Origin of the sequence: Ameyamaea chiangmaiensis, from assembly GCF_013376175.1 — a bacterium.
Taxonomy (GTDB): domain Bacteria; phylum Pseudomonadota; class Alphaproteobacteria; order Acetobacterales; family Acetobacteraceae; genus Ameyamaea; species Ameyamaea chiangmaiensis.
The window spans coordinates 1-16,182 of record NZ_JABXXR010000010.1 but is presented as its reverse complement, the minus strand read 5'-3'; the positions used below and the strand labels follow the sequence as shown (position 1 = coordinate 16,182).

Below are 16,182 nucleotides of genomic sequence, written 5' to 3'. Positions count from 1 at the left end.
CCTGTCAACGATACGGCGCGTCGAGTTCGAGACGCCGTGCCAGCAGGCTTTCCCACCGGTCACCGTTGGCCAGCAGCTTCTCCTTGTTATAGAGAAGCTCCTCGCGCGTTTCGGTCGCGAACTCGTAGTTTGGCCCTTCGACGATCGCATCGACCGGGCAGGCTTCCTCGCACAGACCGCAATAGATGCACTTCACCATGTCGATGTCATAGCGCGTGGTCCGGCGCGAGCCGTCGTCACGAGGCTCGGCCTCAATGGTGATGGCCTCGGCGGGGCATGTCGCCTCGCACAACTTGCAGGCGATGCACCGCTCTTCCCCATTGGGATAACGACGCAGCGCGTGCTCGCCACGAAAACGCGGCGACAGCGGCCCCTTCTCGTAGGGGTAGTTGATCGTCGCCTTGGGCGCGAAGAATGCCTTGAGCGTCTGGCCCATACCGGACAGAAGCTCGGTCAGCAGAAAGGTGCGGACCGTCTTCTCGAGAGCACCCATCAGCTTACTCCTTGGTGGGGCAGCAGCCCGGTTGCCATCAGGAAGCCCGCCGTGCCGATCATCCATGCCAGCGACAGCGGCAGGAACACCTTCCACCCCAGACGCATCAGCTGATCATAGCGATAGCGCGGGAACGTCGCGCGCACCCAGATGAAGCAGAACAGGCAGAACAGGATCTTCACGATCAGCCAGATCGGGCCGGGAATCCACGTGAACGGCGCAATACCGACGGGCGGCAGCCAGCCACCCAGAAACAGGATGCTGGTCATGCCCGACATCAGGAACATGTTCGCGTATTCGCCTAGGAAGAACAGGCCGAACGCCAGCGCCGAATATTCCACGAAGAAGCCGGCCACCAGTTCGCTCTCGCCTTCCGGCAGATCGAACGGCGCGCGATTGGTTTCTGCCAATGCCGAAATGAAGAACAGGATGAACATCGGAAACATCGGCAGGCAGAACCAGACATGCCGCTGTGCCAGCACGATATCATTCAGGTTCAGGCTGCCGACCGCCAGAAGGACCGAGACGATGATCAGGCCAATCGACACCTCGTACGACACCATCTGGGCCGCCGAGCGCAACCCGCCGAGAAACGCATACTTCGAGTTCGAGGCCCAGCCGGCGATCAGAATGCCGTAAACCCCCAGCGAGGAGATCGCCAGCAGATAGAGAACGCCGACATTGATGTCCGCCACGGCGATCCCGTTGCCGGTCGGGATCACCGCCCACGCCACCATCGCCAGCGAAAAAGTCAGGAAGGGTGCGAACAGGAACAGAAAACGGTTCGCGCCGGACGGGATCACCGTCTCCTTGGTTAGCATCTTGATGGCGTCGGCAAAGGCCTGAAGGACGCCGAACGGTCCGTTGACGTTCGGCCCCTTGCGCAACTGCATGGCCGCCATCACCTTGCGCTCGGCCAGCGTCAGATAGGCAACGCCCAGCAGCAGCGGCACCAGCACCGCAAGCGTCTCGAGCGCCACCAGCACAACATGGCCGAGCATCGTGTGAAACAGGAAGTTCGAAAGCGTCGCGATCACGTCCTTACTCCGCCGCTTGCACCAGAGCCGGGCGCGCATAGACGCGCGAACACTCGGCCATGGTCGGACTGGCGCGGCTGACCGCGTTCGTCTCGTAATAATCCGCGATCACCGGATGGAAAGGCTCCGATCCGATGGCACCCTCCGCGGCCGGGGCCGCCAACCCTGCCCCGCCGAAACGCGGCGCCGTATCCAGACGTGCCAGTACCGGGTGCTCGGCCTCCATCCGCGCGCGCAGCGCGTCCAGCGTATCGAACGGCAGCGCATGCCCCAGCGTCTCCGACAGAGCGCGCAGTATTCGCCAGTCTTCGCGCGCGTCGCCCGGCGGGAACACCGCCTGAAAACTGCGCTGCACCCGCCCCTCGGTGTTGACGTAAGTGCCAGATTTCTCGGTGTAGGCGGCGCCGGGCAGGATGACGTCCGCACGTGCCGCACCCGCGTCGCCGTGATGCCCCTGATAGATCACGAAGGTTTCGGGCCCGATCCGGTGCATGTCCATCTCGTCCGCACCCAGCAGCCACAGGACATCGACACCGCCGCTCATCATGCCGGCCGCCGTGCGACCGCCCGCGCCGGGCAGGAAACCGAGATCCAGACCCGCCACGCGCGACGCCGCCGTATGAAGCACGTTGAAGCCGTGCCAGTCGGGGGTCAGAGCGCCGACCTTGTCGGCCAGCGCCCAGCACGCCGCCAGGATTGCCTGCGCATCCGGACGGGTGAGCGCCCCATGCCCGAGGATGATCATCGGCTTCTTCGCACCGGCCAGAACGTCCGCGAACGCATGACGTCCATCGAGAAGATCGGCAAGAGCGGACGGACCTTCCCCGATCAGGTCATAGTCGTAGGTCGGATCGGTCGGCGGCGCACCGACATAGGCAATCGGAAACTTGTCACGCCCGGCGGCGAGAAAGCGCTTGCGGATGCGCGCGTTCAGGACCGGGGCTTCGTGCCGCGGCACCGCACCGACGACCAGAAGCGCGTCGGCCTCCTCGATCCCGGCGATCGTGCTGTTGAAGGTATAGAACGCACGGTTGCTCACGTCGTACTGGGCGCCGTCCTGACGACAGTCCAGATTGGCAGACCCGAGACTCTCCATCAGCAGACGCAGCGCATACAGGCTCTCCGTGTCACACAGATCACCGGCGATCGCGCCGATCCTGTTACCCGGGACGACCTTCAACCGCTGCGCGATGGCGACGAACGCATCCTGCCAGGACACTTTCGTCAGCTTGCCATGCACCCGCACCCACGGCGTATCGAGGCGACGGCGCGTCAGCCCATCGACGGAGAAACGCCCCTTATCGGCAAGCCACTCCTCGTTCACCGCGTCATTGACGCGCGGCATGATCCGCATCACGGACGCGCCCCGCGCCTGAAGCCGGATGTTCGTGCCCACGGCATCCATCACGTCGATGGCATCGGTTTTCTTCATCTCCCACGGGCGGGCGTGGAAGGCATAAGGCTTGGACGTCAGCGCGCCCACCGGGCAGATATCGATTAGGTTGCCGGACAGCTCGGACGTCAGCGCCTTTTCGACATAGTTCGTGATCTCCAGGCTTTCGCCGCGCGAGACCGCACCCAGTTCCGGGGTTCCCGCGATCTCGGTCGAAAACCGGACACAGCGCGTGCACTGGATGCAGCGCGTCATCACCGTCTTGACCAGCGGACCAAGATCCTTGTCGACTACGGCGCGCTTTTCCTCAAGATAGCGCGACCGGCCCGAGCCGTATCCGAACGCTTGATCCTGCAGATCGCACTCGCCGCCCTGGTCGCAGATGGGGCAGTCCAGCGGATGATTGATCAGCAGGAATTCCATCACCGCACGGCGCGCGCGACGCACAACCTCGGTGTCGGTCTTGATGATCATCCCCTCGCCCACCGGAAAACCGCACGACGCGACCGGCTTGGGCGCACGCACCACTTCCACCAGACACATGCGACAGTTGCCCGCGACGGACAGACGCTCGTGATAGCAAAAGCGCGGGATTTCCTTGCCAGCGGCCTCGCAGGCCTGAAGCGCGCTGCTGCCGGGCGGCACGTCAACGATGACGTCGTCGACCTGAACTTTGACCATCCGCCTTTACTCCGCTGCCACGGCCATGTCGGCAGGCACCTGCACAGATACAGGGCCGCCGTGCTTTGCCTTGTAGGCCATGATCCGCGCTTCCATTTCGGGGCGAAAATGTCGGATCAGACCCTGTATAGGCCACGCCGCCGCATCGCCCAGCGCGCAGATGGTATGACCTTCGACCTGCCGCGTGACCTGCTCCAGCATGTCGATTTCATCGATCTCGGCGCGGCCTTCGACCATGCGGTTCATAACGCGCATCATCCAGCCGGTGCCCTCACGGCACGGCGTGCACTGGCCGCAGCTCTCATGCTTGAAGAACTGGGAAAACCGAGCGATCGCCTTGATGATATCGGTCGACTTGTCCATCACGATCATGCAGCCAGTACCAAGGCCGGACCGCTCGGCGCGCAGGCTGTCGTAATCCATCAGCACCGTCTCGCACGTCTTAGCGGGCAAAACAGGCACCGAGCACCCGCCGGGAATGACCGCCAGCAGGTTGTCCCATCCGCCACGCACGCCGCCGCCATGCTTTTCGATGATCTCGCGCATCGGAACGCCAAGCTCTTCCTCAAACACGCACGGCGTATTCACATGACCCGAAATGGCCATCAGCTTGGTGCCCGCGTTGTTCGGACGCCCCAGTGCCGAAAACCACGCCCCGCCACGACGCAGGATCGTGGCGGCGACGGTAATGCTCTCGACATTGTTGACCGTGGTCGGACAACCATACAGTCCCATCGCCGCGGGAAACGGCGGCTTCATACGGGGCTGTCCCTTTTTGCCCTCGAGGCTTTCCAGCAGGGCCGTTTCTTCGCCGCAGATATAGGCGCCGGCGCCGCGGTGAATGAAAAAATCGAAATCCCACCCGGACCCGGCCGCGTTCTTGCCAATCAGGCCCGCAGCGTAGGCTTCGTCGATAGCATATTGCAGGCGTCGCGCCTCAAGAGCGAACTCGCCACGGATATAGATGTATGACGTATGCGCACCCATCGCGAACGACGCGATCAGCGCGCTTTCAATTAGCTTGTGCGGCTCATTGCGCAGGATTTCACGATCCTTGCAGGTCCCCGGCTCGGATTCATCGCCATTGATGACCAGATAATGCGGCAGATCGCCGATCGTCTTGGGCATGAAAGACCATTTGACGCCGGTCGGAAAGCCCGCACCACCCCGTCCCCGAAGCCCGGACGCCTTCATCTCGTTAATGATCGCATCGCGACCACGGGCAATGATGTCGGCGGTGCCGTCCCAGTCGCCGCGCGCCCGCGCGCCCGCCAGACGCCAGTCATTGTGCCCGTAGAGATTTGTAAAGATGCGGTCGGAATCAGCAAGCATGATCAGACACCCTCACCCGGCACAGACACGGGAACATCGTCGTCCAGCAGAACCTTACGCCCCCCGGACGGTGCGGACCCCATGCGATCGATCGACGGGCCGGGCGCCGGACGTTCGCCGCGCCGCAGCGCCTCGATTAGCTCGACAGTGCGTGGCCCGTCGAGATCTTCATAGTATTCGTCGTCGATCTGCAGGATCGGAGCGTTCGCGCAGGCCCCCAGGCACTCGACCTCCGTCAGCGTGAACAGACCGTCGTCGCTTGTCCCGCCCATATGACGGATACCGGTCGCGGTCTTGCAGGCCGCCACCACGTCATCGGAACCACGCAGCCAGCACGACGTCGTGGTGCAGGCCTGCAGGTGATACCGTCCGATCGGCCGGACATTGAACATGAAATAGAAAGAGGCCACCTCGTAGACTCGGATCGGCGCCATCTCCAGACGTGCCGCGATCTGGTCCATGGCGACGCGCGGCAGCCATGCGCTTCCGCTCAGGCGGCCCATCTGGTTCTGCGCCACATAGAGCAGCGGGATGACCGCACTGGCCTTGCGTGCCGGCGGATACTTGGCGACGATCGTTTCGATCTGCGCCTCACTCTCGGCGTCGAACGCAAACTCGGCGGGCTGGAGGGCCTCTTCTGCGGGGGATCGGGACGACATGGGCGTTACCTGTCAATCTCGCCGAACACCAGGTCGAGAGACCCGATGATCGACACGGCATCCGCCAGCATATGGCGGCGCGAAAGTTCGTCGATGGCCTGAAGATGCGCAAATCCCGTCGGACGGATCTTGCACCGATAGGGCCGGTTGCTGCCGTCCGCGACCAGATACACGCCGAACTCGCCCTTCGGGCTTTCCGTCGCCGTATAGGTGGCGCCGGGCGGCACATGGTAACCTTCGGTAAACAGCTTGAAATGATGGATCAGCGCTTCCATCGAGCGCTTCATCTCCGCCCTCGGCGGTGGGGAGATCTTGGGATTCTGCGTCTTGATTGGTCCTGGACGCATCCGGTCGAGGCACTGGGCAACGATCTTGACGCTTTCGCGCATTTCCGCCACGCGAACCAGATAGCGATCATAGCAGTCACCATGCCGCGCCACCGGCACGTCGAAGTCGACCTTGTCGTAATTGTCGTAAGGCTGGCTCCGGCGCAGATCCCACGGGACACCCGACGCCCGCAGACACGGCCCGCTAAAACCCCAGGCCAGAGCCTGTTCGGTCGTGAACACGCCGATGCCGACCGTGCGCTGCTTCCAGATCCGGTTTTCCGTCAGCATCGACTCGAACTGGTCGATCCATTTCGGAAACTCGACGGTCCACTCGGCGATCCGAGCTTCGAGCCCATCAGGCAGATCGCGTGACACACCGCCGGGCCGGAAGTAGTTCGCGTGAAACCGCGCACCCGACACAGCCTCATAAAACTCGATCATCTTCTCGCGCTCTTCATAGCCCCACAGGGCCGGGGTGAGCGCGCCGCAATCCAGTCCAAACGACGTCAGATTGAGAATATGGTTCAGAACGCGTGTGATTTCCGCAAACATGACGCGGATCCACTTGGCGCGATCGGGTACCTCAATGCCCAGCAACTTTTCGGTTGCCAGCGCGAACGAGTGCTCCTCGCACATCGGCGAGACGTAATCCAGGCGATCGAAATACGGCAGCGCCTTGGCATACGTCTTGTATTCGATCAGCTTTTCCGTGCCACGATGCAGCAGCCCGACATGCGGAATCGCCCGCTCGACGACCTCGCCATCCATTTCCAGGATGAGACGCAGAACGCCATGCGCGGAGGGGTGCTGCGGGCCGAAATTCAGCGCATGACTGTCGATCTCGACACGCTTGAGCACCTTGCCCTCGACAGCGTCGTCCGACAGCAAAGTCTCCGGAACGTCCGGCTGGATGATTACGTCGCTCATCGCTCTCTCCTCAATCCAGTCGCTTGAGACCCTGACGGGTTTCATGAGCCTTCTCGTCCCCCGGGAGCGTCAGAATGCCCTCCCACGGCGACTCAAAGTCGAAATTGCGGAAGTCCTGCGTAAGCTTAACCGGCTCATACACAACCTGCTTGCGGACAGGGTCGTAGCGCGTCTCGACGTAGCCGGTAAGGGGGAAGTCCTTGCGCAGCGGATGCCCCTCGAAGCCATAATCGGTCAGGATCCGTCGCAGGTCCGGCTGTCCGGCAAACAGGACACCAAACAGGTCGTAACACTCGCGCTCCCACCATGTCGCCGATGGCCACAGACGATGAACCGACGCCACAGGCGTGGCTTCGTCGGTCGTGATGACAACCCGCACGCGATGGTTATGCGTGACCGACAGAAGATTGTAGACAACCTCGAATCGCTCGGCCCGGCCCGGATAATCCACGCCGCACAAGTCCATCAACTGCTCGCACGCGAAACGCGGGTCGTCGCGCAGGAACGCCATCAGCGTCAGAAGCCGGTCGCGATGCGTCCGGACGACCAGCTCACCCTTCTCCAGCGATGCAGATACGATCCCCGCGACACGCGTCGACAGGGCGAACGCCAGTGCACCCAGAGCGCCCTGCCCCGAAGGCACAACCACGTCCGACATAGACATTCCCTCAGCCACGCAGAATCGTCCCCGTCCGGCGGATTTTCTTCTGCAACTGCATGATCCCGTAGATCAGGGCCTCGGCCGTCGGCGGACAGCCCGGCACATAGACATCGACTGGAACGATCCGATCACATCCGCGCACCACCGAGTAGGAGTAGTGGTAGTAGCCACCCCCGTTGGCGCATGACCCCATCGAAATCACCCAGCGCGGCTCCGCCATCTGGTCGTAAACCCGACGAAGGGCGGGCGCCATCTTGTTGGTCAGTGTCCCGGCCACGATCATGACATCGGACTGTCGCGGCGAACCGCGCGGAATGATGCCCATCCGGTCGAGGTCATAACGCGGCATGTAGGCGTGGATCATTTCCACCGCGCAGCACGCCAGACCGAACGACATTGGCCACAAACTGCCCGTACGCCCCCAGTTCACAATCTTGTCGAGACTGGCGACGACGAAGCCCTTCTCGGTAATATGGCGATTGACGCTGTCGATCACGGCATCCTGTTCGGGACCGGGCGACAGCGCCTCCCGATTCCACACCACCGCTTCCGCAGCGGCATTGTCCGCTTTACCCACACCATTCATCGCGCAAACTCCTGCAAGGACATTCCGGCCTGCGTTTGATCAATCCCAGTCCAGCGCACCCTTGCACCACTCGTATATGAAGCCGACCGTCAGCATGCCCAGGAAACCGAGCATCGACAAAAAGCCGAACAACCCGACATGCGACAGGCTCACGGCCCACGGAAACAGGAACGCCACCTCGAGATCGAAGATGATGAACAGGATCGCGACGAGGTAAAACCGAACGTCAAAACGTCGCCGGGCATCATCAAACGCCTCGAACCCGCACTCATACGCGGACGTCTTCTCGGCGTAGGGCTTCTGGTGCCCGGCCAACAAAGAGCCGCCCAGCATGGCCCCGGCGATGCCGACGGCAATGACACCGAATACCAGCACGGGGAAATAGGAGGCGATCACATCATGCATGGGCCACGACCTCGACAGAGCGGGGTTTTCCGGGAAGACATTCATCAATGCCCCGGCTTTCATGCAAATCTACCCCCAACCGGCACACACCGCCAGAGCACCGGAACGTGTTTCAGCAACCACAATGTTGTGAGCCCTGAAAACGACACAAAGGCATGCGCGCGCGCCAACGCTCTCATGCGCTGTGGACGCTAACACGGTGTAGTCTTCTGATTTATCTGAGAAAATAGAGCACATGACGGAAATCGAACCCGCGACCGTCGGCGTGACTGGCAGGGCTTTGACTCACTGAACGTCGCCTGCGCGCACTGCGAATCGGGTGTCTATCCATCACGTGTAGGTTAGCCAATCGGCGATCATGACGCCGAGAAGCGAGATAATGGCCACGTCCGTATAGGCGATGACGGATTTGAACCGCCGACCCTCTCGGTGTAAACGAGACGCTCTACCGCTGAGCTAATCGCCCCCAGTATACGGGGTATACCGTCAGAGACGGTATCAACGCGGGCCCGATCCGGACCCGCGCCGAGGGCGTGGCAGCCACACCCTCTCGCAGCAAGCTGCTTTAGCTCACGGCGTCCTTCAGGCCCTTGCCAGGCTTGAAGCGGACCGACGTCGAGGCCGGGATGTCGATCTCTTCGCCCGTGCGCGGATTGCGACCCTTGGCCGCCTTGCGCGTGGCGGTCACGAACGTGCCGAAACCGACCAGACGGACTTCCTGCTTCTTCGCCAGAGCGCCTTCGATGGCACCGAACACCGCGTCGACGACTTCGCCGGCCTTCGCCTTCGGCAGGTCCGCGCTTTCAGCAACAGCTGCAATCAGCTCCTGCTTGTTGAGTGGCTTCTCCATCTTTCGCCTTTCAAGTTTCTAGCTGCCCCGGCCATCAACGTCCCGGAGCGCTTTGTGCCCGCACTATGAAGCCGTTTTTCGTCGCGTCAACCAAGGACAGCACCGAAAAACGGCTCCGATCATTTAAACCGGCCATTATGGTCAGGTCATGACGGCACGCGTCCGCACGTCCGGTGGGCACCGAACGGCGGACCCCGCCGTCAGTGAGGCAGCATCGGCACGGGACGTGTGGAGGCCGGAGTCGCCACGACGTCCTCCGGCTCCTCCCACTCAATGGGTTCAGGCGGCCTGACCAGGGCGCGCCCGATCACCTGATCGACATGCGATACCGCCACGATCTCGAGATGCTTCTTCACCGCCTCGGGGATCTCCACCAGGTCCTTTTCATTGTCCTTGGGAATGAACACCGTCGTGATGCCGGCCCGCAGTGCTGCGAGCAGCTTTTCCTTAAGGCCGCCGATCGCAAGCACCCGCCCCCGCAGCGTGATTTCGCCGGTCATCGCCACATCACGGCGGATGGGTATGCCGGTCATCACACTGATCAGGGAGGTTGCCATGGCCACACCGGCCGACGGACCGTCCTTGGGTGTCGCGCCCTCCGGGACGTGCACGTGCAGATCGCGCTTTTCGAACAGGGTCGGCTTGATGCCGAACATCACCGCGCGACTGCGGACGTAGGACAGGGCCGCCGATACGCTCTCCTGCATGACGTCGCCGAGCTTGCCGGTGTGCTTGATGCCGCCCTTGCCCGGCACCATCACGCTTTCGATGGTCAGAATCTCACCACCGACCTCGGTCCAGGCCAGCCCGGTCACGACACCGACCATGTCCTCGGACTCGGTCTCGCCGTACCGGAACTTCTTCACCCCGGCATATTTTTCCAGATTGCGTGCGGTAATCGCGACCTTCTTCGCTTTCCCGGTCACGATCTCCTTCACGACCTTGCGCGCCAGATTGGCGATCTCACGCTCCAGATTACGAACGCCCGCTTCCCGCGTATAGGACCGCACCAGTTCGCGCAGGGCCTCATCGTTCAGCGACCACTCCTCGGGCTTAAGGCTGTGGGCCTCCGTCTGCTTGGCGATCAGATGCCGACGCGCGATCTGGACCTTCTCGTCCTCGGTGTACCCCGACAGGCGGATGATCTCCATCCGGTCCAGCAGTGGCTGTGGCATGTTCAGGCTGTTCGACGTCGTGACGAACATCACGTCCGACAGGTCGTAATCGACCTCAAGGTAATGGTCGGCAAATGTGCTGTTCTGCTCGGGATCGAGCACCTCAAGCAACGCCGACGACGGATCGCCGCGCCAGTCCGCCCCAAGCTTGTCGATCTCGTCGAGCAGGAACAACGGGTTGGAGGTCTTGGCCTTCTTCATCCCCTGGATGATCTTGCCGGGCATCGAGCCGATATAAGTCCGGCGGTGACCCCGGATTTCGGCCTCATCCCGCACGCCACCAAGCGACATCCGCACATACTGCCGCCCGGTCGCCTTGGCGATGGACCGCGCCAGAGACGTCTTGCCGACGCCCGGGGGGCCGACGAGACAGAGGATCGGCCCCTTAAGCTTCTGCGAACGGCTCTGCACCGCCAGATACTCGAGAATCCGCTCCTTGACCTTGTCCAACCCGTAATGATCCGCGTCGAGCACGGATTCGGCCTCGGTCAGATCGTTGCGTACTTTCGAGCGCTTCTTCCACGGGATCGACACCATCCAGTCGAGATAGTTGCGCACCACCGTCGACTCGGCCGACATCGGGCTCATGGCCCGAAGCTTTTTCAGCTCGGCCAGTGCCTTTTCCTTGGCGTCCTTGGTGAAGCGAGTCTTGTTGATCTTGTCTTCGATCTCGGCGGTCTCGTCGCGACCGTCCTCCCCCTCGCCCAGTTCCTTCTGAATCGCCTTGAGCTGTTCGTTCAGGTAGTACTCGCGCTGCGTCTTTTCCATCTGCCGCTTGACACGGTTGCGGATGCGCTTCTCGACCTGAAGTACGCCAATTTCCGACTCCATATGCGCGAACACGCGCTCCAGCCGGCTGGACACCGCAGTCGTCTCGAGAATTTCCTGCTTCTCGGAAATCTTCAGATTGAGGTGCGAGGCGATGGTATCGCCCAGCTTGGAAAGATCCTCGATCTGGTTGAGCGAGACCATCACCTCCGGGGCGATTTTCTTGTTCAGTTTGATATATTGCTCGAACTGCGACACGGCGGTGCGGCCCAACGCCTCGCCCTCGCTGCCCTGCGCCGGCACTTCCTCGACATCCTCGATCTCGGCCTCGAAATGTCCGTCCACATCGTGAAGCGCGGAAATCCGCGCGCGCCGACCGCCCTCGACCAGAACCTTGACCGTCCCGTCGGGCAGCTTAAGCAACTGCAGGATCGTGGAAATCGTGCCGTAACGATAGATGTCGTCCGCGGACGGATCGTCCTGGGAGGCGTTCTTCTGCGCGACTAAAAGAATCTGGCGGTCTTCCCGGGTGACGGCTTCGAGAGCGCGTACCGATTTCTCACGCCCGACGAAAAGCGGCACGATCATATGCGGGAAAACGACGATGTCGCGCAGCGGCAGGACAGCCATCATAGGCGAGTCGCCCGTCGACGCGCTCTGTTCGTTGCCTTCGGGAGTCTGGTTTTCGGATTCAGTCATGGTTCTGACCTCCTGCTGGACGATCCGGCCGCGCGCAGCCGACTCTGGCCTGCGCATATGCCCGTGACATCGCCACTGCGCCTGTCACGCTACTGTATATCGGAACTCGCGCAAGCCGGGACAAGTCACCTCCGACCTGCGCGCAAAAGAGAGCAAGCCCGCGGTCGCTCAGGCGGACTGCTCCGCCGGCTGCTCGTTCCCCTTGCCGTAGACATAGACCGGGAGGGCCTTGTTCTCGGCAACATCGCGATTGACCACGATCTCCTCGACATTCTCGAGGCCCGGGAGGTCGAACATGGTGGACAGAAGAATGCTCTCCATGATCGAGCGCAGACCACGCGCACCGGTCTTGCGCGCGATGGCCCGCTGCGCCACCTGCTTGAGCGCATCCTCGGTGAACGTCAGCTTTACGCCTTCCATCTGGAACAGACGCGCATACTGCTTGACCAGAGCGTTCTTAGGCTTGCTCAGAATCTCGATCAGGGCCGCCTCGTCGAGATCCTCAAGCGTCGCGACGACCGGGAGACGACCGATGAACTCCGGGATCAGGCCGAATTTCAGCAGATCCTCAGGCTCGACGTCCTTCAGGACCGCGCCCGTGCGCCGCTCTTCCGGTGTCTGGACATCGGCACCGAACCCGATACCCGACCCCTTCCCGCGCGCGCCGATGATCTTCTCCAACCCAGCGAACGCGCCGCCGCAGATGAACAGCATGTTCGTGGTGTCAACCTGCAGGAACTCCTGCTGCGGATGCTTGCGGCCGCCCTGCGGCGGCACGGAGGCTACGGTGCCTTCCATGATCTTCAGCAGCGCCTGCTGAACGCCCTCGCCGCTGACGTCGCGCGTGATCGACGGATTGTCTGACTTGCGGGAAATCTTGTCGATTTCATCGATATAGACGATGCCGCGCTGGGCTCGCTCCACATTGTAGTCGGCCGCCTGCAGCAGTTTGAGGATGATGTTCTCGACATCCTCGCCCACATAGCCCGCCTCGGTCAGCGTGGTCGCGTCGGCCATGGTGAACGGCACGTCGATGATGCGCGCCAGCGTCTGGGCCAAAAGCGTCTTACCCGAGCCCGTCGGCCCGATCAGCATGATGTTCGACTTCGCGATCTCGACGTCGTTGTTCTTCTGCGCGTGCGCCAACCGCTTGTAATGGTTGTGCACCGCGACCGACAGCACCTTCTTCGCATCGAACTGGCCGATGACGTAGTCGTCGAGAACCTTACAGATCTCCTTGGGAGTCGGCACGCCGTCCCGCGACTTCACAAGGTGCGTCTTGTGCTCCTCACGGATGATGTCCATGCACAGCTCGACGCATTCATCACAGATGAAAACGGTGGGACCGGCGATGAGCTTCCGGACCTCGTGCTGCGACTTGCCGCAGAACGAGCAATAGAGAGTGTTCTTCGAATCGCCGGATTTGCTACTCATAACCGCTCCTATCCCCGCCAGAAGCCCCGATCGGCCTCGCTCCCGAGCGCGGGATCAAAAATCTTGGCCCAGAGGCGCGCCGCCATCAAGGCCATAAACCGGACACCCTCATAAGGCTGCCCGGCGTCCGGGGTCAGCCCCCTTCTGTCGGCGTGACGGCGCGACGCTGCACCACCTGATCGACGATACCGAAAGCCTGCGCCTCATCGGCGGACATATAGCTGTCACGCTCGAGCTTCTGCTCGATATCCTCAAGGGTCTGGCCCGTGTGCGTGCGGTAGATCTCGTTCAGGCGCTGGCGAATCGTCAGGATCTCACGCGCCTGGATTTCGATGTCGCTCGCCTGTCCCTGCGCGCCGCCCGAGGGCTGATGCACCATCACGCGCGCGTTCGGCAGGGCGTAGCGATGCCCCTTCTCGCCACCCGCCAGCAGCAGCGATCCCATCGACGCCGCCTGCCCGATGCACACGGTGCTGACCGGGCTGCGGATATACTGCATCGTGTCGTAGATCGCGAGGCCGGCCGACACGACGCCGCCCGGGCTGTTGATGTAGAACGAGATTTCCTTCGACGGATTGACGCTCTCGAGATACAGCAGTTGCGCCGAAATTACCGACGCGACCTGATCATAGACCGGGCCGGTCAGGAAAATGATGCGCTCCTGCAGCAGGCGGGAGTAGATGTCGAACGCACGCTCGCCGCGCGAGGTCTGCTCGACCACCATCGGCACCAGCGCGTTGTTGAAAATCTCGACGGGGTCGCGGTCCCTCATAGTCTTCTTCCCGATCCTGTGATTCGGCCTCTCGGCCGGCCTGCTCTCCGGGGCCAACGAAGGTCCGGCCGACCGTGCCGGTCTTTTGACAAGATAGAGACAAAAAGCGCCGTTGCCACCCCGTGGCTCGACAATACAGCCGATTTTCGCGTGACGGTCCCGCCCCGGACTCAAAACGGGGCGCCGAAGCGCCCCGTTGCCAACTGATCAGCCGGTCAGATTACGACAGGTCGGCCGGCGGAATTTCCGCCAGTTCCTCCGGCGTGACCTCCTTGTCCTCGACCTTGGCCAGCTCGATCACGTAATCGACGACCTTGTTCTCGAAGATCGGGCCACGCAGGCTCTCGGCGGCCTGCGGATTGCGTCCGAAGAACTCGAACACAGCCTGCTCCTGCCCGGGATAGCGCATGGCCTCGGCCCGAACCGCGCGCATCATCTCGTCCTGGGAGACGGTGATCTGGTTGGCGCGGCCGATCTCGGCCAGCAGAAGACCCAGCTTCACGCGGCGCTCGGCTATCTTGCGATAATCCGCGCGCAGCGTGTCCTCGTCCTTGCCGACGTCCTCTTCGTCCAGCTGACCGGCCTTGCGGTCAGACTCGACGCGCGCCCAGATCTGCGCGAACTCGGCCTCGACCATGCCCTGAGGCGCCTCGAAATCGGTCTTGAGCGCCAGCGCGTCCAGAAGCTCACGCTTGATGCGCAGACGGGACAGCTGCTCGTACTCGTCGGCGACCTGCTTGGTGATCAGCTCACGGACCTGCTCAAGCCCCTCGAAGCCGATCTTCTTGGCCAGTTCGTCATCCAGCGCCGGGTCGATCGCGCGCTTCAGACCCTTGGCCTTGATGTCGAACGTCGCTTCCTTGCCGGCCAGCTCGGTCGCCTGATAGTCGGCCGGGAAGGTCACGGTGATGACCTTTTCGTCGCCCGGGCTCATGCCTTCGATCTGCTCGGCAAAACCGGGGATGAAGCCCTCGCCCCCGATCTCGACGTTCACGTCTTCGGCTGTGCCGCCATCGAACGCCACGCCCTCGACCTTGCCGAGGAAATCGACCATCAGAACGTCACCCTGGACGGCCGGACGCGTCTCTTCGATGTCCTCGAAGCTGCGCTGGCGCTTGGCGATATCGGCCAAGGCCTTGTCCACCGTCTCCGCGTTCGGCGTTGCCTTCAGGCGCGTCAGCGACAGGTCGGACAGGTCCGGCTGGGCGATCTCGGGCAGCACCTCGAGCTCGATGTTGAACTCCAGATCGCCGTTGGCATCCGGCTCGGCGCCGGATACCAGATCGACCTTGGGCTGAGTCGCCGGGCGCAGACCGCGCTCGTTCAGCACCGACTGGGTGGCGTCGTTGACGGTCTGTTCCAGGACCTCGCCCTGCACCGCCGCGCCGTGGCGCTGACGCACGATCGACGTCGGAACCTTGCCCGGACGGAAACCCGGCAGGCGCATCGACGCCCCGACTTCCTTCAGACGCGCGGCGCGCTTGGACTCGATCTCCGCCGCCGGCACGGTCACGGTAAAGCCGCGCTTCAGGCCCTCGGAAAGCGTTTCAGTAACCTGCATCGGCCAGGCCATCCTCTCGGTCTTGCTCGCGATGGGACCGCTCTGGGCCAATCCACATCAGGTTCAACAATTCATTCTGGTCCGGGCTATGGTGCGGGCGGAGGGACTTGAACCCCCACGACTTGCGCCACCAGAACCTAAATCTGGCGTGTCTACCAATTTCACCACGCCCGCAGGGCCGGGACCACAAGCGCGCGGCTTTACCGCAGACTCCTGCTCGCGGCAAGCGTCGCCCGGACGACAGGCGGCGACACAGCCGCACGTTCACGTCACCAGCCTTCCGCCGGACACGGCGTCGGCGCGATATCGCGCGACGCGGCGCGGCGCGCATCGCCCAGCGTACGGTCGAGATCCTCCGCGACGATCCACGCGCCTGCCCGCAGCCCGGCCTCGCCATGCATCCACACACCCGCCGCCGCC

At 62.6% G+C, this 16,182-nt stretch carries 14 protein-coding genes and 2 tRNA genes; all 16 read right to left on the bottom strand.

Annotated elements, in window-relative coordinates:
* Positions 1–4 precede the first annotated feature (4 nt).
* Positions 5–493 (bottom strand): NADH-quinone oxidoreductase subunit NuoI, encoded by a 489-nt coding sequence (gene nuoI, locus HUK82_RS02845; RefSeq protein WP_176612509.1) that lies wholly within the window; start codon positions 491–493, stop codon positions 5–7.
* Positions 493–1,494, bottom strand: a complete 1,002-nt coding sequence (gene nuoH, locus HUK82_RS02840; RefSeq protein WP_176612533.1) for an NADH-quinone oxidoreductase subunit NuoH — start codon at positions 1,492–1,494, stop codon at positions 493–495. Before nuoH ends, nuoI begins: the two co-directional genes overlap by 1 nt.
* Before the next feature lie 40 nt (positions 1,495–1,534).
* A complete protein-coding gene (nuoG, locus tag HUK82_RS02835; protein ID WP_176612508.1) occupies positions 1,535–3,604 on the bottom strand; it encodes an NADH-quinone oxidoreductase subunit NuoG in 2,070 nt (689 codons plus the stop codon).
* A gap of 6 nt (positions 3,605–3,610) precedes the next feature.
* Positions 3,611–4,936: an NADH-quinone oxidoreductase subunit NuoF gene (gene nuoF / locus HUK82_RS02830; protein ID WP_176612507.1), complete on the bottom strand. Its 1,326-nt coding sequence runs from the start codon at positions 4,934–4,936 to the stop codon at positions 3,611–3,613.
* Between the two features lie 2 nt (positions 4,937–4,938).
* Positions 4,939–5,595: a complex I 24 kDa subunit family protein gene (locus tag HUK82_RS02825; RefSeq protein WP_176612506.1), complete on the bottom strand. Its 657-nt coding sequence runs from the start codon at positions 5,593–5,595 to the stop codon at positions 4,939–4,941.
* A gap of 5 nt (positions 5,596–5,600) precedes the next feature.
* Positions 5,601–6,851 (bottom strand): NADH-quinone oxidoreductase subunit D, encoded by a 1,251-nt coding sequence (locus HUK82_RS02820; RefSeq protein ID WP_176612505.1) that lies wholly within the window; start codon positions 6,849–6,851, stop codon positions 5,601–5,603.
* A 10-nt stretch (positions 6,852–6,861) separates the two neighbouring features.
* Positions 6,862–7,509: an NADH-quinone oxidoreductase subunit C gene (locus HUK82_RS02815; RefSeq protein ID WP_176612504.1), complete on the bottom strand. Its 648-nt coding sequence runs from the start codon at positions 7,507–7,509 to the stop codon at positions 6,862–6,864.
* 10 nt (positions 7,510–7,519) lie between these two features.
* Positions 7,520–8,098: a NuoB/complex I 20 kDa subunit family protein gene (locus tag HUK82_RS02810; protein WP_176612503.1), complete on the bottom strand. Its 579-nt coding sequence runs from the start codon at positions 8,096–8,098 to the stop codon at positions 7,520–7,522.
* A gap of 39 nt (positions 8,099–8,137) precedes the next feature.
* Positions 8,138–8,503, bottom strand: a complete 366-nt coding sequence (locus HUK82_RS02805; protein WP_176612502.1) for an NADH-quinone oxidoreductase subunit A — start codon at positions 8,501–8,503, stop codon at positions 8,138–8,140.
* Between the two features lie 394 nt (positions 8,504–8,897).
* Positions 8,898–8,969, bottom strand: a tRNA-Val gene (locus HUK82_RS02800).
* Between the two features lie 99 nt (positions 8,970–9,068).
* Positions 9,069–9,353 (bottom strand): HU family DNA-binding protein, encoded by a 285-nt coding sequence (locus HUK82_RS02795; RefSeq protein ID WP_176612501.1) that lies wholly within the window; start codon positions 9,351–9,353, stop codon positions 9,069–9,071.
* 200 nt (positions 9,354–9,553) lie between these two features.
* On the bottom strand, positions 9,554–11,929 hold the full coding sequence (gene lon / locus HUK82_RS02790) for an endopeptidase La (protein WP_373318299.1): 2,376 nt from the start codon (positions 11,927–11,929) through the stop codon (positions 9,554–9,556).
* Between the two features lie 234 nt (positions 11,930–12,163).
* Entirely contained in the window at positions 12,164–13,429 is a 1,266-nt protein-coding gene (gene clpX / locus HUK82_RS02785) for an ATP-dependent Clp protease ATP-binding subunit ClpX (RefSeq protein ID WP_176612499.1), read from the bottom strand.
* 133 nt (positions 13,430–13,562) lie between these two features.
* Positions 13,563–14,201, bottom strand: coding sequence for an ATP-dependent Clp protease proteolytic subunit (locus HUK82_RS02780; protein WP_176612498.1), 639 nt, complete (start codon positions 14,199–14,201; stop codon positions 13,563–13,565).
* Positions 14,202–14,421: 220 nt separating this feature from the next.
* Positions 14,422–15,762, bottom strand: coding sequence for a trigger factor (gene tig / locus HUK82_RS02775; RefSeq protein WP_176612497.1), 1,341 nt, complete (start codon positions 15,760–15,762; stop codon positions 14,422–14,424).
* Positions 15,763–15,851: 89 nt separating this feature from the next.
* Positions 15,852–15,936: transfer RNA gene (locus HUK82_RS02770), tRNA-Leu, on the bottom strand.
* Between the last annotated feature and the right edge of the window lie 246 nt (positions 15,937–16,182).